The 18136-nt window shown below is 72.5% G+C and carries 14 protein-coding genes; 7 read left to right on the forward strand and 7 right to left on the reverse strand.

Going from position 1 to position 18136, the window contains the following annotated elements; genetic code table 11:
* Positions 1-10 precede the first annotated feature (10 nt).
* The 3 genes from fxsT to OG241_RS31355 all read left to right on the forward strand — a co-directional run bounded on the left by fxsT (position 11) and on the right by OG241_RS31355 (position 6494).
* Entirely contained in the window at positions 11-4021 is a 4011-nt protein-coding gene (gene fxsT, locus OG241_RS31345) for an FxSxx-COOH system tetratricopeptide repeat protein (protein WP_405819981.1), read from the forward strand.
* Positions 4022-4141: 120 nt separating this feature from the next.
* Positions 4142-5350, forward strand: a complete 1209-nt coding sequence (locus OG241_RS31350) for an FxsB family cyclophane-forming radical SAM/SPASM peptide maturase (protein ID WP_405819982.1) — start codon at positions 4142-4144, stop codon at positions 5348-5350.
* Positions 5351-5390: 40 nt separating this feature from the next.
* Positions 5391-6494 (forward strand): aKG-HExxH-type peptide beta-hydroxylase, encoded by a 1104-nt coding sequence (locus OG241_RS31355; RefSeq protein WP_405819984.1) that lies wholly within the window; start codon positions 5391-5393, stop codon positions 6492-6494.
* A 23-nt stretch (positions 6495-6517) separates the two neighbouring features.
* On the opposite strand, the gene OG241_RS31360 is transcribed toward OG241_RS31355, so the two are convergent.
* On the reverse strand, positions 6518-9076 hold the full coding sequence (locus OG241_RS31360) for a helicase-associated domain-containing protein (RefSeq protein ID WP_405819986.1): 2559 nt from the start codon (positions 9074-9076) through the stop codon (positions 6518-6520).
* A gap of 170 nt (positions 9077-9246) precedes the next feature.
* On the opposite strand from OG241_RS31360, the gene OG241_RS31365 reads away from it, so the two are divergent.
* Together OG241_RS31365 and OG241_RS31370 are read left to right on the forward strand one after the other, a co-directional pair.
* On the forward strand, positions 9247-10269 hold the full coding sequence (locus OG241_RS31365) for a hypothetical protein (RefSeq protein WP_405819987.1): 1023 nt from the start codon (positions 9247-9249) through the stop codon (positions 10267-10269).
* A 184-nt stretch (positions 10270-10453) separates the two neighbouring features.
* Positions 10454-11083: an HAD family hydrolase gene (locus OG241_RS31370; protein WP_405819989.1), complete on the forward strand. Its 630-nt coding sequence runs from the start codon at positions 10454-10456 to the stop codon at positions 11081-11083.
* Here OG241_RS31370 and OG241_RS31375 read toward each other — a convergent pair.
* On the reverse strand, positions 11056-11310 hold the full coding sequence (locus OG241_RS31375) for a hypothetical protein (protein ID WP_405819991.1): 255 nt from the start codon (positions 11308-11310) through the stop codon (positions 11056-11058). The genes OG241_RS31370 and OG241_RS31375 overlap by 28 nt on opposite strands.
* Before the next feature lie 207 nt (positions 11311-11517).
* On the opposite strand from OG241_RS31375, the gene OG241_RS31380 reads away from it, so the two are divergent.
* Positions 11518-11901: a cold-shock protein gene (locus tag OG241_RS31380; RefSeq protein WP_319095487.1), complete on the forward strand. Its 384-nt coding sequence runs from the start codon at positions 11518-11520 to the stop codon at positions 11899-11901.
* Positions 11902-11974: 73 nt separating this feature from the next.
* Here OG241_RS31380 and OG241_RS31385 read toward each other — a convergent pair whose 3' ends face one another.
* The 4 genes from OG241_RS31385 to OG241_RS31400 form a co-directional block, all read right to left on the reverse strand.
* The gene (locus tag OG241_RS31385; protein ID WP_405819993.1) at positions 11975-12844 is read right to left on the reverse strand and encodes a 1,4-dihydroxy-6-naphthoate synthase; all 870 of its coding nucleotides are present in this window, start codon (positions 12842-12844) and stop codon (positions 11975-11977) included.
* Positions 12822-13577, reverse strand: coding sequence for a futalosine hydrolase (locus tag OG241_RS31390; RefSeq protein ID WP_405819995.1), 756 nt, complete (start codon positions 13575-13577; stop codon positions 12822-12824). Before OG241_RS31390 ends, OG241_RS31385 begins: the two co-directional genes overlap by 23 nt.
* Complete coding sequence (locus OG241_RS31395) at positions 13547-14026, reverse strand: DUF2771 domain-containing protein (RefSeq protein ID WP_405819997.1); 480 nt, start codon at positions 14024-14026, stop codon at positions 13547-13549. Before OG241_RS31395 ends, OG241_RS31390 begins: the two co-directional genes overlap by 31 nt.
* 81 nt (positions 14027-14107) lie before the next feature.
* On the reverse strand, positions 14108-15562 hold the full coding sequence (locus tag OG241_RS31400) for an MFS transporter (RefSeq protein ID WP_405819999.1): 1455 nt from the start codon (positions 15560-15562) through the stop codon (positions 14108-14110).
* A gap of 484 nt (positions 15563-16046) precedes the next feature.
* Between OG241_RS31400 and OG241_RS31405 the strand changes: the two genes are divergently transcribed.
* A complete protein-coding gene (locus OG241_RS31405; protein ID WP_405820000.1) occupies positions 16047-16994 on the forward strand; it encodes a DUF3027 domain-containing protein in 948 nt (315 codons plus the stop codon).
* 77 nt (positions 16995-17071) lie between these two features.
* Here the strand turns inward: OG241_RS31405 and OG241_RS31410 are convergent, their stop codons facing one another.
* Entirely contained in the window at positions 17072-17959 is an 888-nt protein-coding gene (locus tag OG241_RS31410) for a prohibitin family protein (protein WP_405820002.1), read from the reverse strand.
* Positions 17960-18136: the final 177 nt, after the last annotated feature.

Raw genomic sequence — 18136 nt, forward strand, 5'->3', positions numbered from 1 at the left:
ACGAAGGACGATGACCAGTAGGCCTACCGGACCGGGCAAGATCGTCACGTTCTACTCCTACAAGGGCGGCACCGGGCGCACCATGGCGCTGGCCAACGTGGGCTGGATCCTCGCCAGCAGCGGGCACCGGGTCCTGCTGGTCGACTGGGACCTGGAGGCCCCCGGCCTGCACCGCTATCTGCATCCGCTGCTGGTCGACCCCGAACTGCGCTCGTCCAACGGTCTGATCAACATGGTGCAGGCGTATGTGCGCACCGTGCTGAGCCCCCGGGAGCCTCCGGTCCGCGCCACGGCCCCCGGCGGTCCGGAGCCGCGCCCCGCCGCCGACGGCGAGGCGGACGACTGGCTGCGGGCCGCCGCGGACCCGGCGCCGTACACCCTCGGACTGCTGCTGGAGCTTCCGTCCGGCGGGCGGCTGGACTTCCTGCCCGCGGGCCGTCAGTCGGCCTCCTACTCCGCCGCGGTCACCAGCTTCAACTGGCACAACTTCTACGACCGGCACGGCGGCGGGAACTTCCTCCAGGCCCTGCGCGAGGAGATGATCTCCGCCTACGACTACGTGTTGATCGACAGCCGGACCGGAGTGAGCGACACCTCCGGCATCTGCACCATCCTCCTGCCCGACGTGCTCGTCGACTGCTTCACCATGAGCGCGCAGAGCATCCGGGGCGGTGTGGACGCGGCAGCCGCCGTCCGGCGCTCGGCGCCCCGCCCCATCAAGGTGTTACCGGTCCCCATGCGGGTCGAGGAGGCCGAGACGGAACGGCTGGAGGCAGGACGGGACTTCTGCCGCGCCGAGTTCGAACCCTTCCTGTCCTGGCTGGGAGAGGAGGAGCACGTCCGCTACTGGGGCGAGATCGAGATCCCGTACAAGGCGTTCTACGCCTACGAGGAGATACCCGCCACGATCGCCGACCGGCTGCGCCAGGAACGCTCGCTGCTCACCGCGTTCGAGCGGCTCACCGAGTGGATCTCCGAGGGCCAGGTGCGTCGGCTCGCCCCGCTGCCCGCCGAGCGACGTGCCGAACTGCGCACCGCCTATCTGCGCGTCCCCCGCACCCTGCCCACCCAGATCTACGTCAGCTACGCGCCGCTGGGCCGGATGTGGGCCGAGTGGGCGGCGGAGGCACTGGAGGCGGTCGGCTACCAGGTCTCGCTGCACAGCACGGTCGGCCCGGCCGGCGGCGTCCAGCCCGAGGTGGCCGGCACCCTCAACGGCCAGGGCCGGGTGCTCGCCCTCCTCTCGCCCGACTACGCGGCTCAGCCGCGGGCCGCCGCGCTCCGCTTCCAGCTGGCCGGGCACGAGACCGCCGGTGGCCCCGGCCTGATCACCGTCCGTCTCCAGGACCTCGACCCGGCCGCCGCCGAGGCGTACCTCGGCACCACCACCGCCGACCTCAGCCGCTCCGGCGCCGCCGAGGCCTTCGGCCAGCTCGTCTCCGTTCTCGGGATGCCCCCGGCCCGCCGTCTCCCGGACGGCTCGACCCCCGCACCCGGTACGGTCCTGCCCAGCTTCCCCGGGTCGATCCCGGTGGCCCAGCGCCTGCCCTCCCGCAACCTCACCTTCACCGGACGCGGCCCGCTTCTTGAGCGACTGCGCGACCACTTCACCGCCGGACCCGCCTCCGTACCCAGCCAGGTGCTGTACGGCCTCGGCGGCATGGGCAAGACCCAGACCGCGCTGGAGTACGCCCACCGCTACAAGTCCGCGTACGACGTGGTCTGGTGGATGAACGCCGCCCAGCCCGGGCTGATCCGCTCCGCCCTCGCCGACCTCGCCCCCTACCTCGACCTGGAGGAGGGCGAGGACGCGGGCAGCACCGCCGAGGCCGTGCTGCGCGCCCTCGGGCAGGGGCGGCCGTACAAACGTTGGCTCCTCGTGTACGACAACGCGGGCAGCCCCACCGAACTCGACGGGCTGCTCCCCGAGGGGCCGCCCGGCGGGCATGTGCTCATCACCTCGCGGGACCGGGCCTGGGTCAACAGCGCGGGCCGGGCCGAGGTCGAGGTCTTCACCCGGGCGGAGAGCGTCGCACTGCTGCACACGTTCAGCCCGCAGCTCGCCGCCGAGGACGCGGAGCAGGTCGCCCACGAACTGGGCGACCTGCCGCTCGCCGTGGGACAGGCGGCGGTCTGGCTGAGCCAGAGCAGCATGCCCGTCGACATCTATCTCGCCCGGCTGCGCGACCAGCCCACGGACATCCTCGCCCACACCCCGCTGCCGCCCCGGGAGTACCCCAACTCCGCCGCCCGGACCTGGCAGATCGCGGTGGAGGAGCTGCGTGAGCGCAACCGGGCCGCCGCCGAGATGCTGGAGATCTGCTCCTTCTTCGGCCCCGACCCGATCCCCATGCGGCTGCTCTACAGCCGTGCCGTCACCCGTGCCCTCACCATGGACGCCGACGACCCCCGCGACGAGATGGCCGTAGCCCAACTGCTGCGCGCCCTCAACCGGTTCGGGCTGGCCCGCAGCGACCAGGGCAGTGAGACCCTGACCGTGCACCGGCTGGTCCAGGCGGTCATCCGCGACGGCGTCGGCCCGCGCTGGACGGAGCTGCGTGGAGTGGTGCACACGGCACTGGCGGACGCCAACCCCGGCAACCCGGACGCCACCGCCGACTGGGACGAGTACGACGAACTCGTGCCGCACCTGGAACCGTCGCGTGCCTCGGCCGACCCCAACCCCGACGTCCGCAGACTGGTCATCGACTCGGTGCGCTACCTGTGGAAGCGCAGTCTCTACGGCACGGCTCACGGCCTCGCCGCCCGGACCCTGGAACGCTGGGGGCGGCCGGACTTCCCGGGCGGCGGCTCCGACGACGTGCTCACCTTGCAGCTCCGCACCCAGCTGGGCAACGTACTGCGCTCGCAGGGCAGACTCGCGGAGGCGTACGAACTCGACTCCGACGTGCTGCGGAGGTTCACCGCGACCAAGGGCGCCGAGTACCCCGCCACCCTCGCCGCGGCCGGCAACGTCGGCGCCGATCTGCGTGCCCTCGGCCGCTACCAGGAGGCCCGCGAACTGGACCGGCACACCTGCGAGGTGGCGCTCCGGGAGTTCGGCGAGGACCATCAGCGGACTCTGATGTACGTCAACAACCTCGGTATGTCCGAGTATCTGGCCGGCGACCGCCGGGCCGCCCTGGAACTGCACCGCTCGGTCTACGAACGGCAGCGCCAGAACCAGGGCAGCATGAAGCCGCGCACCCTGAGTCTGGCCAACAACTACGCCCGCGACCTGCGTGAGGCCGGGCAACTGGCCGAGGCGCTGCGTCTGTTGGAGACCACCACCCGCCTCTACCAGCAGGTCCTCGGCGACGGGCACAGCGACACCCTGCGGGCCCGCAAGAACCTCGCCGTCGCCCTGCGCCGGGACGGCCGCTACGCGGACGCCCGCGACATGGACCAGGACATCTACAACCGCCTCCTCCTGGCCCATGGCGCCGATCATTACGACACCCTCGCCGCCGCCTGCAACCTGGCCAGCGACTTCGCCGCGCTCGGCGAGATCGGCCAGGCACTGGAGCTGGCCGAGCGGGCCCTCGGCCGCTACAAGGACTACCTCGGCGAGGAGCACCCGGTCACCCTGGTCTGCGCCAGCAACATGGCGGTGTACCTGCGGCTGGTGGGCCGCGTGGAGGAGGCGCTCGCTTCCTCGGGCCGCACCACGGAACAGCTGCGCAATGTCCTCGGGGAGTCGCACCTGTTCACGTACAGCTGCATGCTCAACCACGCCAACGACCTGGTGACGGCCGCCCGGACCGAGGAAGCCGTCGCCCTGGAGACCGCCGTACGGGACGGCCTGCTGCCCGTCCTCGGGCCCGACCACTACGACGTCATCGGCTGCACCTCCAACCTGTCGCTGAGCCTGCGCGCCCTGAACCGCACGACGGAGGCGGACGACCTGCACAACGACGCCCTGGAGAGGGCCAGACGCACGCTGGGGCCGGAGCACCCGACGACCCGGGCGATCGCGGAGAGGATACGGCTGGACTCGGACATCGAGCCGCCGACGACGTGAGTGGACGGCATGCGCCGGCGTCATGAGAGGGCGTCAGGAGAGGCCGCCCGGGCGGTATCCGACAGGCTGTAGGCTGCGGCCACCCGCAAGCCGCAACCCCTGATCCAGCGAGGCCGGACCATGGTTCCCTTCCGGCAGTTCCTGCTGAAGATCCACAGCCGTTGCAACCTCGCGTGCGACTACTGCTACGTCTACGAGTCGGCCGACCAGAGCTGGCGCGACCGTCCCCGGCTCATGGACGACCGCACCGTACGCCGCACGGCTGCCCTCATCGCCGAGCACGCCCGGGACCACGATCTGGCCGAGGTCCACGTCATCCTGCACGGCGGCGAGCCCCTGCTGGTGGGCGCGGCAAGGCTGGAGGCCCTGCTGCGGGTGCTCGCCGACGCTCTCGACGGGGTGGCGGCCCTGCGGCTCACGCTCCAGACCAACGGCCTGCGGCTCGCCGAGGACCCGGCGCTGTTACCCGTCCTGGCCCGGCACGGTGTACGGATCGGCGTCAGCCTCGACGGCACGGCCGCTACCCACGACCGGCACCGCCGGCGCCCCGACGGACGCGGCAGCCACTCCGGTGTCGCACGGGCGCTGCGGCTGCTCACCGACGGTCCGTACCGCCACCTGTACGCGGGGGTGCTGTGCGCCATCGACCTGACCGCCGACCCGGTGGAGACGTACGAGGCACTGCTGGAGTTCGCCCCGCCCCGCCTGGACCTGCTCCTGCCGCACGCCACCTGGCAGACCCCGCCCCCCGGTCTGGCCGGCCGCACCACACCGCCCCGCACCGCGCCCGGTACCGACCCCGGGGAGCCGGTGCCGTACGCGCGATGGCTTTGCGCGGTGTTCGACCACTGGTACGGGGCACCGAGCCGGCGGACCGGGATCCGGCTGTTCGAGGAGATCGCCGTCCTGCTGCTCGGAGGCGCCGCCAGCAGCGAGTCCGTCGGGCTCGCCCCGGTCGACCTCGTGGTCGTGGAGACCGACGGCACGATCGAACAGGCCGACTCGCTGAAGGTCACCTATCCGGGCGCCCCGGCCACCGGTCTGGACGTCTTCCGGCACACCTTCGCGGACGCCGCCCGTCACGAGGGGTTCCTGGCCCGTCAGCGCGGGCGGGCCGGACTCGCCCACGTGTGCGGGGCGTGCCCCCGCTCGGCGGTCTGCGGCGGTGGCCTGTACGCCCACCGCTACCGTCCCGGGGCCGAGCCGCACCCCTTCGCCTCCCCGTCGGTCTACTGTCCGGACCTCGCCGTTCTCGTCGACCACATCGCCGGCCGCCTGCGCCAGGACGTCAGGGCCCTGGCCGTGCCGGTGCGGCCGGTGTCGCGGTGACGGCGGCGCCCTGAGCGCATCGACCGAGAGGAGCCCCCAAGTGTCCGCCCCGATCCCCCTTCCCCCCTCCGGTTCATCCCCCGGCGCGGGCTCCGCCACCGGCCCCCTCGCTCCCCACCACTTCGATCCGGACCTGTTCGACGCCGTTGCCCGTGCCCGTGGCGGCGATGCCGCCGTGGCCGTGCTGCGGCGCGGCCAGCTGAGCAGACGCATGCTGCTCACCGTGGCCGTACGCCGGGCGCTGCCCGCCGATGCCGGCCTGGAGGAGCCCTACCGGCGGCTGTCTGAGATGCACCGCGGCGACCCGGACCGCTGGCAGCGGACGATGCTCTACCCCTACCTGGACGAAGGACTGGCCCGCGCGCTGGCCGAACACACCCAGGGAAGGCGCCCCGATCTCACCTGGTTCGGCGAACTGGTCCGAGGCGGACCGGCGGCGCTGTCCGGACCGCACATCCTGTCCACCGAGTGCGACGGCGTCGTGCTGCGGGTGCGGCTGGACGATCGCGGGCCCTTCCGCGCCGTCCACGGCCACCCGCCGGCCGGCCCCCAGACCCCCGTCGAGGTCCGCCGCTGGCAGCGGTCACTGGACGGCGCCTGGCAGATCCTCGTGCGCCGCCACCCCTGGCACGCCCGGGCCGTCGCCGCCTGCCTGTCCACCCTGGTGCCGCTGCGCCCCGCGCCCGGGGGCACATCGGTGAGTTCAGCGGCCCGCCGGGCCTACGGTTCGGTCGCTCTGTCCCCGCCCGGTGACCCGGTGCTCCTCGCGCTCACCCTGGTCCACGAGTTCCTGCACGTCCAACTGGGCGCCCTGCTCGACCTGGTCCCGCTCCATGCCCCGCCCTCCCCGGCCCGCTACCACGCGCCCTGGCGCCCAGACTCCCGTCCGCTCGACGCGCTCTTCCAGGGGACCTACGCCCACCTCGGCGTCTGCGACTTCTGGCACACCGAGCAGTCCGCTGCCCAGCCCGATCCCCGGGCCGAGCAGGAGCACACCACCTGGTCCGGCCACACACGCGACGCCATCGAGACCCTCCTGGGCAGTGGCGAACTCCTCCCACCCGGCCGCCGCTTCACCGAGGAGATGCGCCGCGCCCTCGTCCGGTCAACGGTCACGGTCACGAGAGGCCTCCGGCGGCCATGAGCGCCTCCGGGGTCCGGGGGTGCCTACGGTTGGTCCTCCGCCAGTTCTGCCACCCCGGTGACCCGGTGCAGCGGGTACGTCCGTACCTCGTCCGCTGTGTGGTCGTACGCCGTGACGAAGCCGCCCTCGACGCGGACGGGGGCGATGAGGCGCTGGCTGGCGGCGCCCTCGGCGTTGACGTAGCCGATCCAGACGGCCTCGCCGGTCATCACGGCGGCCTGCATCGTGGCCAGGGTCTCGGCGGGGGTGGTGCGCGGGAGGTCGCCGTTCGCGGCCGGGGTCTCCGTGGGCCTGCGGGGGGCCGTCGCGGCCAGGTCGCCGGCCCTGATCGCGCGGATCGCCGCCGAGAGAAGCGTGGTGTCGGGGGCCGGCGGGCCGTCCGGCACGGGGTCCGGGGCGGTGCGGGGCGGGGTGCGGTGGGCGTGGGCGCGGGTGATCAGGACGTCGCCCTCGGCGGACTCGGCGGCCGGCGCGAAGCCCATCGCGCGCAGCCCGTCGAGGAGGGCCGCCGGATCGGCCTGGGCGGCCAGCACCGTGGGTGCCAGGCGCCGCAGACGCAGGCTCTCGGACCGTTTGTCGGCGAGGATCTCGCTGAGCACCGCGTCGTCGTCGCAGCGCACGTACGCCGAGGCGGCGCCGATCCGCAGATGGCCGTGTCTGCGCGCCACGTCGTCGATGAGGTAGGCCAGCGGCTGCGGAACCGGCGTACGGGAGTGGGCGGTCAGGAAGTCGTGCAGGTCGGAGGCGGAGCGGCCCGCGTCCAGGGCACGGCGTACGGAACCCGGGGTGAAGCGGTAGACCGTCGCGCCGCCCTTCGACTCGATGTCCGCGAGCACGCCGAGCACATCGGCCAGGGGGCGCTTGAGGGGGCCCGGGGCCACCGCCGTCAGGTCCGCCTGGAGGAGGACGTGGTCGAGCGGCTCGGGCAGCAGCGGGGTGAGCAGACGGGCCGCGGCGGCGGACGCGGTCGCCTGTTCGGCGGGTGAGAGGGGTTCGAGGGTGTGGGCGGGGGAGGTGTGGGGGTGTGCGTGGTGGTGGACCGGGAGTTTGTCGCCCGGGCCCGTCGGTTCGGCCGGCTTCGCAGGTGCGGCAGGGGCGCCCAGCAGGGCCCGGCCCTGGGACGACAGGGCACCCCGGCCCGTGATGCCCAGCGACTCGGCCTCGGTCAGGGTCCAGCGGGCGAGCCTGGTGCGCAGGTCCTCGTCGCCGCCCCGGTCCTGCTGTGGGCCACGGGTCGGACGCTCCCAGTGCAGCCGGGCCAGCACCGACTCGACGGTCGGGGACGTGCCCTCCGGGAGGGCGGCCAGCAGGGCCAGCACCCGGTGCCGTACCTCCGGCGCGGCCGACCGGTCCAGGCCCGGGCCGAGGGCGGACAGCGTACGGTCCTTCGCGTCCCGGCCGCCGATCACTCCCGGTGTCCGGGTCGCCGTCAGCCACGCCTCCGCGAGCCGCGCCCAGCGCCGGGCGGCGGGCCACTGGAGCCACTCGTCGTAGGCGGGGGTCGCCGCGTACCGCTCGTCGGCCTCACCGTCGGACGCCAACAGGCCTGCCGCATAGGCGAGTTCGACCCAGAAGGCGGCCACAGGCTCGGAGACGTCCAGGGCGACGGCGGTCCGCTTGAGGTCGCGGACGCTCAGCCCGCCGGCCCGCAGTACCGCCGGGCCGCCCTCGTCCCAGTCCTTCAGCAGCTCCTCGACCGTCGCGAGCGTCGTGTACGCCTGCCCGGCCGCCGCGCTGTCCACAACCTGTGGACGATGGACGGCGGCCGGCTCGACCCCGGGCGGCAACGGCTCGGTCGTCCGGTGCGCCCGGCCGCCGCGCAGATGCAGGGCCACCTCGCGCGGCAGTACGACAGTGCCGGGCGCCGTCGGCAGGAGCAGACCCCGGTCGAGCAGCCAGCGCAGGTGCGCGGCCGGTTCGGCGGTGACCTGCCCGTACGGCGGCCCCCAGACGAGACGGCGCAGCACGTCGACGGAGTCCGCGGACGCGGTGTCCAGCAGCGCGGCCATCCGCCCGCGGTCGGTGAACAGGGCGGTCAGTGAGGCCACCGCGCTCACCGCGTCGTGCGTCGACGTGAGCCCCGCCGCCGCCACGATCTCCTGGACCCGGCCCGGCGACATCCCCGCCGTCGCCTCCGCGACCGTCGGGCCGAGCCCCGTCGGGGACGGATGCTGCGGCGAGGGCGCCAGCAGCTCACGGGCGGTACGCACGAGACGCAGCCGGTCCGGCCCGCCCCACACCAGCGCCTGCTCGCGCAGCACGGCGAGGGCACGCGGCACCGCGGCGACGACACCGGGGTCGGCGGCGTCGCCCGCGAGAAGGGCCAGCAGATCGTCGTACGACGCCGGGTCCGGGGCCACGGCCAGCGCCTGCGCCGTCTGGAGCGTGAACCGGTCGAGGCGCTCCAGGGCACGCACGACCGAAGCGCGCGTGCCGGCGCGGGTGGCGAGCTGGGTGAGGTCGGTGGGGACGGGGGTGATGAGGTCCGGACGGCTGCGCAGCAGCGCGGCGAGTGACGCGTCGTCCCGCGCGCGCAGCGCTTCCGCGAGAGAACGCGGCGCCGGTGTCTCCTCGGTGCTCATCCCGCCCACGGTAGCGGGTGGGTGCGGCGAGGTGTCTTTCGTCGGTGCGGGGAGTGGGTGTGGGCGTCGCTGGGGGCTGCGCCCCCAGGCCCCCCTCCGGCCCTGAACGGGCCTTGTCCTCAAGCGCCGGACGGGCTCGGTGGGCGGCGATGCCGGTAACGTCTGACTTCGTGGGTATCGAGAGCGATCAGGTCGTCTACGAGTATCTGAGCAGGGTCGGAGACCTGGCCCAGCAGCGGCAGTTGCCGTCCGGCGAACGGATGCGGCTCGTCTCTGGGTTGCGCGAGGAGATCGACCGCCGCCGCGCCAAGGCCCCGGTCGACAGCCCGGCCTCCGTACGCCGCATCCTCGACCGCATCGGCACCCCGGACGAGGTGGTGGCCGACGCGGGCACCGGCGATCCCAGTGCTCCTGAGGCGCCGCGTGCCGCCGTGCCCGTACAGCGCGACCGCGAGAAGCCGCAGGGCAAGGGGCTCGGGCGTCTCGTACCGCGCCCGCGCCCGGCGGAGACCGACCGGGGAGCGGACGTCGCGGAGGCGTTCGCTCCCTTTCCCTCTGACGGTGACCCCGCCCCGCCCCACCTCGCGGGCACGGACGAACTCGGGAACGCGGACTGGTGGTTGGCGGGCCGCAGGGGGCCGTTCACGGACTCGGACAGCCTCCCGGCCGGGTTCGTCGGCGGGGTGGAGATCCCCGACCTGCTCAAGCCGCCACCCAGGCCCCGGAAGCCGAAACCGACGGACGAGGTCGTTGAGGCCGAGGGGCCCGAATCCGCGGAGGGCGCGGAGGGTGTCGAGGACGAGAGCGCGGAGGCACCCCGTCGGCGCCGACGGGTACGCCTGCCCCTCCCCTCCGGCGGCTGGAGCAACCCGCTGCTCCTCCTCGCCGCCGGCCTGCTGGTCGCCGGAGCGGTCCTCGGCAACATCTTCGCCCTCCTCATCGGCTGGGCCATCGCCTACGTCTCGCGCCGCCTCTCCCAGGCCGAGACGAAATGGGCGGTCGTGTACCTGCCCGGAGCGGCGGTCGCGGCAGGCGCCGGGTGGCTGTGGGGCCGTACACAGGGCCGCTGGGGCGACCCCATCGCCGAGGGCCACATGAACGAGGCTCTCTCCCAGACCTGGCCGTGGGTGCTGAAGGGCGCCGCGATCACCTCGGCCCTGTTCCTGGTCTGGCGCTCCCAACGCCGGCGCTGAGCACGGTCCCCGACCGCGCCACGCTCCCACTCCCGCTTCCGAGCCCGCGCCTGAGCACGCTTCCGAGCCCAAGCCCACTCCCGAGCCGAGCCCAAACCCGCTCCCGCCGCCGCGTCCAAACCCAAACCTGCGCTCGAGCCCGCTACCCCAGCCCAAGCCCACGCCCGCGCCACGCTCCCGCACAATGGTGCATATGACACTGACCGTCGGCTTCGACCTCGACATGACCCTCATCGACTCCCGGCCCGGCATCCACGCCTGCTACCTGGCGCTTGCCGAGCGGACGGGTACGTTCATCGATGCCGATCTGGCCGTCACCCGGCTCGGGCCGCCCCTCGCGGATGAGCTCGTGCAGTGGTTTCCGGCCGATCGCGTTGACGCGATGAGCGACCTCTACCGGTCGATGTACCCGGCCATCGCCATCACCGCGACCCCCGCGATGACCGGCGCCCCCGAGGCCATCGCGGCCGTGCGGGAGCTGGGCGGGCGGGCGATCGTCGTCACCGCCAAGTACGAGCCCAACGCCAAGCTGCACCTCGAACACCTCGGCATCGAGCCCGACGCGGTCATCGGAAACCTGTGGGCCGAGCAGAAGGCGGTGGCGCTGCGCGAGCAGGGCGCGAGCGTGTACGTCGGCGACCACGTCGGAGACGTACGCGGCGCCCGGGTCGCCGGTGCCCTGTCCGTGGCCGTGCCCACCGGGCCCTGCGACGCCGCTGAGCTGCGCGCGGCGGGCGCGGACGTCGTCCTCGACGACCTCACCCACTTCCCGGCCTGGCTGGCCGCCTACTCGGACGTGGCCGCCCGCGCCTGACGCCGGCCCTCGGCCACCGACCGGAGCACCCCGGCGGCCGCGACGAGGAAGCCGACGCCCATGAGCATGCTCAAGCCGAACATGAACGTCGGGAATGGCGTCGTACCGAGGAGGAATGGGGCCACGGTGACCAAAGTGGCCACCGCACCCACGAAGAAGACGATGGCACCGGCACGGATCAGCCGATCTCCGGCCGCGGCGGAATTCGTTTGGGTTTTGTCACGCACTCGACCAGGGTAGTTCCCTGCCCGAAGGAACAACGCGGGCGACGTCTTGTCACCCGCCTGTCGACCACTAGCCTTGGTACCGGCGGGTCCAGCGACCCGCCCAAGTGCTATCAAGACCCGTTTTCCCGCCAGCAGTTCGCAGCACCTTCAAGCAGTACGACGCAGCCCGAAGCAATTTTCCGACGAGTATGAGGACGAGGAACAGACGTGCCCACGGGTAAGGTCAAGTGGTTTAACAGTGAGAAGGGCTTCGGCTTTCTCTCCCGCGACGACGGCGGTGACGTCTTCGTCCATTCCTCGGTCCTGCCCGCCGGAGTCGAGTCCCTCAAGCCGGGCCAGCGCGTGGAGTTCGGAGTTGTCGCCGGGCAACGCGGTGACCAGGCACTTTCCGTGGTGATCCTGGACCCGACCCCGTCGGTCGCGGCGGCGCAGCGCAAGAAGCCCGACGAACTGGCGTCCATCGTCCAGGACTTGACGACCGTCCTGGAGAACATCACCCCGATGCTGGAAAGGGGCCGTTACCCCGAGAAGACCTCGGGTGCGAAGATCGCGGGCCTGCTGCGGGCGGTTGCCGACCAGCTCGACGTGTAGGACCGCGATCTGTAGGACAGCGACCGGTTCGACGTCGATCGCCGGGGGATTTCCGTGGGCTTTCCGTGGATTTCTAGGGGAAATCGAGTGCGTTCGGGCCGAGGGGCGGCACCAGCCCCTCGGCCGCCGCGCGGGTCAGCAGCCCCCTGACCGCCGCATAGCCGTCCTCACCGAGGTCGGCGGTGAACTCGTTGACGTACAGCCCGATGTGCTGGTCGGCGACTTTCGGGTCCATCTCCTGCGAGTGCTCCAGGACGTAGGCCCTGGAGGCCTCCGGGTCGTCCCAGGCGGCCCGTACGGACGTCCGGGCCGCCCGGGCGAGAAGCCGCAGCGTCTCCGTCCCCAGCGACCGCTTGGCGATGATCGCGCCGAGCGGGATCGGGAGCCCGGTCGTCGCCTCCCAGTGCTCGCCCATGTCCGCGAGCTTGTGCAGCCCGTAGTTCTGGTACGTGAAGCGCGCCTCGTGGATGACCAGCCCCGCGTCGACCTTGCCGTCCCGTACGGCGGGCATGATCTCGTGGAACGGCATCACGACGATCTCCCCGACCCCGCCGGGCACCGTCTCCGCCGCCCAGAGCCGGAACAGCAGATACGCCGTCGACCGCTCGCTCGGCACCGCGACCGTACGTCCCGTCAGGTCGGCCCCCGCCTCCCGCGTGAGCACCAGCGGCCCGCAGCCCCGGCCCAGCGCACCCCCGCAGGGCAGCAGCGCGTACTCGTCGAGGACGTACGGCAGGACGGCGTACGACACCTTCAGTACGTCGAACTCGCCGCGCTCGGCCATACCGTTGGTGATGTCGATGTCCGCGAAGGTCACGTCGAGCGCGGGCGCGTCCGGCACCCGGCCGTGCGCCCAGGCGTCGAAGACGAAGGTGTCGTTCGGGCAGGGTGAGTACGCGATCCGCACCTCCCCGGGCTGCTCAGGGCTCACGTGGTTGCTCATGGGGGAGTTCTCGGGGCTGATCGGCGGAGTGCTCATGTGGGTTCCAACTCTCCAGTACCGGCGCGAGCTTCCCGAAGGCCTCCGTCAGGGCCGTGAGGGCGTCGCCGATGCGCCAGGCGGCGCGGTCGCGGGGCCCGACGGGGTTGGACACGGCCCGGATCTCCAGCACCGGCACACCGTGCGCGGCGGCGGCCTCGGCAACCCCGAAGCCCTCCATCGCCTCGGCCAGCGCGCCGGGGTGCCGGGCGCGCAGTTCGGCGGCGCGTTCGGCGCTGCCGGTGACGGTGGAGACGGTCAGGACGGCGCCGGCGAGGGCGCCCGTCACGGCCGTGACATCTCGTACGAGTGCTTCCGGTGGACGGTGGGTGACGGCGCCGAAGCCCAGCGCGGTGACCGGAACGAACCCGTCCGCGGTCTCGGCGCCCAGGTCCGCGACGGTGATCTCGTCGGCGACGACCAGCGAGCCGACCGGCGCCTGGGGCTGGAATCCGCCGCCGATGCCCGCCGAGACGACCAGACCGTACGGGGTGCCGCGGAGGGCGGCGGTGGTGAGCGCCGAGGCGACGGACGCGGCGGAGGCGGCGGGACCGACTCCCACGGCGATGACGTCGATCGGCCCGTCACCGGGCGGGAACGCCTGTGCCACCGCGTCCCGTTCGACGGGGACCGCGGTGGCTACGAGGACTCGTACCCCTGACGTCGTCAGGAGTCCTTCTTCAGCTTGAACGACCACAGGCCGTTGACCTCTTTCTCGCCCTCCTTGATGGAGACGAGCGTCGAGTTGCCCTGGGCGCCGTACTGGGCGTTGAAGAACACGCTGCCCGGGATCGTGCGGTACGTCTTGGTGCTGGAGTCCGTCAGCGGCTGGCCGTTGAGCAGGATCGTCCAGCCCTTGTCGGCGATCTTCGGGTCGACGCCGAAGCGCACGGTCTCGTCCGGGTCGACCGAGATGCTCTTGATGTCCGTGTCCTTGAGGCACTTGGCCACGTCGGCGGTCTTCAGCTCCTTGCCGTCGTCGTAGCAGGAGGCCTCCGAGTTCACCGAGGCACGGCCGACGGTGATCGTGGAGATCGGCGTCGGCTTGTCGCAGGCGGACAGGACGAGCAGTCCGGCACCAACGGCGCCGACGGCGGCAACAGCGCGGCGGCGGCGCGCAGTGGAAGCGGAACGCAACGAGGTCATGGCCGAAGGCTATCGGGCACCCCTGGAACGGTTGTCACGTGGGTACGGCGTGCCGGGCCCGGTAGGACCCGATGGCGGCTCTCAGGCGACGCGGGGGTGCGTGCGGCCCCCGTGGCGGGCGGAGCCGATCAGGCCCTTGACCGTGGTCAGCCAGCCTACGGCGACGATCGCGGCGGCCACCCCGAGGCCCAGCTCGCCGACCAGGGGCAGCGCGATACCGACGGCGCCGCCGAGCACCCAGGCCATCTGCAGCAGCGTCTCCGAGCGGGCGAACGCGGAGGAGCGGACGAGCTCGGGGACGTCCCGCTGGATCAGCGCGTCCAGGGACAGCTTGGCGAGCGCCTGGCAGAACCCGGCGACCGCCGCGAGGCACGCGACCAGGGCCGCGCTGAAGAAGACCGCGGCGACGACCGACGCGCCGAGGACCACGGCGACGACCGTCACGATGATCAGCTCCGGCGCGCGTTGCTTCACGGCCGCCCCGACCGCCGTACCGAGCGCGTTGCCGGCCCCCGCCGCGACGGCGACCATGCCCAGCGACCACGCGGCGCTCTGACCGGTCAGCGGATGCTCGCGGAGCAGGAAGGCGAGGAAGAAGGTCAGGAAGCCCGACAGACAGCGCAGGGCGGCGTTGGCGCCCAGGGCGTGGGTGACCGCCGTACCGACCGTGCGCAGGCCCGGGCGGCGGAGGGTCTCGCTGCGGTGCGGGCCGTGCAGATGCTCCGCGTCGGCGGCCAGCAGGGCGGTGTCCTCGCCCTTGGCGGAGTCCACCTTGGGCGGCAGGGAGAAGGACAGGAACGTACCCGCGATGAAGATCACGAAGGCGCCGTAGAGCGGCCAGCGTGGCCCGAGGACCTGGAGTCCGCCGCCGATGGGTGCGGCCACACCGGTGGCGAGCAGCCCGCTCAGCGTGACCCGCGAATTGGCCTTCACCAGGGAGAAGCCGGGTGGCAGGAGACGGGGCACGACGGCGCTGCGAACCACGCCGTACGCCTTGGAGGCGACCAGGACGCCCAGCGCGGCCGGGTACAGCTCGATGCTGCCGGTGGCGACCGCGCCGGCGAGCAGCAGGGCGAGGAGGGCGCGGGCGAGCATCGAGCCGGCCATCGCGGCACGGCGGCCGTGCGGCAGCCGGTCGAGCAGGGGGCCGATCACGGGGGCGAGGAGGGTGAAGGGCGCCATGGTGATGCCGAGATAGATGGCCACGCGCCCGCGTGCCTCGTCGGTGGGGACGGAGAAGAAGACGGTGGAGGCGAGGGCGATGGTGATCATGACGTCACCGGCGCCGTTCACCGCGTGCAGCTCGATGAGTTTGCCGAGCCCGGACTCCCCGGCGCCATGCGCGTGGGTGGCCTTGCGGATGCCACGGGCCGTACCGGTCACCGGGAAGTGCAGGGCACGGCCGACCGCACGTACGGACCCGTTCATCCGGTCCCGTACGCCGTGCCGGCCACCCTTGGTGCCGGTGCCGCTCCGGTTGCTCCCCTCGGCCCCGCCGATCCCGGTGGCGCCTTGGGGCGACCTCTCGGTTGCCACTCCGCCATAGTGCCCCGAGAAGCGCGTAACTAGTGCGGTTACCGCGCGTATGGGTCCGAGTGGGATGTGAGTGGGATGTGAGCGAGGGGCATTCAGGGGTCCCTCGGTGATCCCCGGGGGTCTCTCGCAGGAGTCTCTCGGACGGTTTCGGTGAGGTGTTTTCCGGCCATTCGGGGGTGGGAAGAGTGGGGTGAGAGGCGAGGAAAAGGGGGCCCGGAGTTGCCACGGTTGGATGTCGGTCGCCACGAACCGTCCCGTCGGTGTGGGCCCCGGGCGCTGGAGAAGGTAGCGTGCGTAGCGCGCAGTGGCGGTTGTTCTCGGCCGCGCGCCTCTCGGCCATCCCGCAGAATGGATGACGTAGGTGCGCCCGAGCGTGATCGGGCGCGAACGTTGACGCGGCCCTCTGGTCCGCTCCGTTCGCAACCGGTCGCACCCCGTCGGGACGGGCGCACTCGTGAGACGGCGTAGGAGAGAAGCGATACCTGTGAGCGCAGCGACAACGCGAAGCCGCACCCCCGACCGCCTGTGCGCCGAGGCCGTCGACCTCGCCCTTTCCGCGGCGGAGGAGGCGGCGGCGCCAGGCGTGGTGGGTGAACACTCGGGCCTCGTGTCAGAAGGGGACCGTGTCGTCACGCACTTCTTCGAGTGCAAGGAGTTCGGCTACCGGGGCTGGCGCTGGGCGGTGACGGTCGCCCGGGCGTCCCGGGCCAAGCTGGTCACCCTGGACGAGGTGGTGCTCCTCCCCGGTCCGGACGCCCTCCAGGCCCCGGAATGGGTGCCCTGGAGCGAGCGTCTGCGCCCGGGCGACATGGGTCCCGGGGATCTGCTCCCCACGGACGCGGAGGACCTGCGTCTGGAGCCGGGCTACTCGGGCGAGGACGAGCCCCTGCCGAACTCCGTGCTGGTGTCGGGGGCGGCCTCGGTGGCACTGGCGGCGGAGCTGGCCGACGCCGAGGACGCCGACATCACCCCGGGCGCACCGTCCGACTACACGGTCGTACCCGCCCGTGGGTCGATCGCGGCGGTGGCCGAGGAACTGGGCATGCGCCGGGCGCGCGTCCTGTCCCGGTACGGCCTCCACACCGCCGCCGACCGCTGGGAGGACGCGTACGGCCCCACGACGCCCATGGCCCAGGCCGCGCCGGCGACATGCGTGAGCTGCGGGTTCCTGGTGGCGATCGGCGGGTCCCTCGGGCAGGCGTTCGGCGTGTGTACGAACGAGTTCGCTCCGGCGGACGGGCGTGTGGTGTCCCTGGCGTACGGCTGCGGGGGGCACTCGGAGGCAGCGGTCATGCCGAAGCCGCCGGTTCCGCCGCCGCACGTGATCGACGAGACGATCGTGGACCCCTTCCCGCTGCGGCCCGCGGCGGACTCGGGTTCGGTGTCGGTGGGCGCGGACGACGCGGACACGGCGGAGCTGGGCCACTCGTAGGTCGCGGTGCCCAGAAGGTGCGCGACCCCGCCGAGGCTTGCTGCTCGGCGGGGTCGGCTCACGTACGGGTGCGGCGGCTAGTTCTTGCCGCTGTTCACGATGACGGGCGTCCCGTTCGCGTTCGTGCCGCACGGCACCGCGTACACCGGGTTGGCCTTGGCGGCTTCCCGGTAGGCGTCCAGGCACTGGTTGTACAGCACCTTGTCGCTCAGCGACTTCGCGAGGATCTCGTTGGCGCGGGCGATGCCCTCCGCCTCGATCCGCCTGCGCTCGGCCTCCGCCTTGGCCGTACGCGCCGCCTCGACGGCCCGCTCGGTGTCCTGCTCCTGCTGGATCTTCTTGTCGATCTGGTCCTGCAGTTTGTCCGACGGCCTCACGTTGCGCAGATTGACGTTGGTGACGTCGATCCCGCGCGGCGCCAGGCGCTCCTTGATGAGGGCGGCGATCTCCGAGCCGATCTGCTCGCGGGCGGAGGCGTAGCCCTCCTCGCTGGTGTGCTTCGCGAAGACGTTACGGATGATCTCGCGGCTGTCCGGCACCACCAGCCGCTCCTCGACGGCCTCCGAACTCCCCGCCAGCCGGTACAGCTCGACCGCCTTGGCCGGTACGACGGCCCACTTGATGGTGATGTCCGCGTACAGCACCCCGCCCTGCGAGGAGCGGACCTCCACCACGCTCTTGTCGTACAGGTCGAGGTCCACGGGGCGGGTGGAGAAGGAGGTGACATCGGTGAAGGGCGACGTGAACTGGACGCCCGAGGTCATCGGTTTCCCGATCTTCCCGAAGGTCACCGGCACCCCGACCTCGTAGGCGCTCACGACATGGACACACGCGAAGACCCCGGCCAGCACGGCGGCCACGGCACTGAGAGCCGCCCCGACCTTCCAGCCGCCGGCGCCCTGGCCGCGGCTGACGACGAAGAGCACGACCGCCGCTATGAGCAGCAGTATGGACAGCACGAACATGGAGATCCCCCCTGAGGAACAGGCACTTGGTACCTGGTTCACGGATCCGCGCCGCCTCGGGCGCGATCCGCAGGGAATGGTAAGGGGCGCCTCCGCGGGCGAACAGGCCCGGTGGGCGGGGGCCCTGTCCGGCGCGCGGTACCTTCTTGCTCACGCCGATGAGGAGAGTGAACGTAC

It is taken from the genome of Streptomyces sp. NBC_01390, assembly GCF_045040105.1.
Classification (GTDB): Bacteria; Actinomycetota; Actinomycetes; order Streptomycetales; family Streptomycetaceae; genus Streptomyces.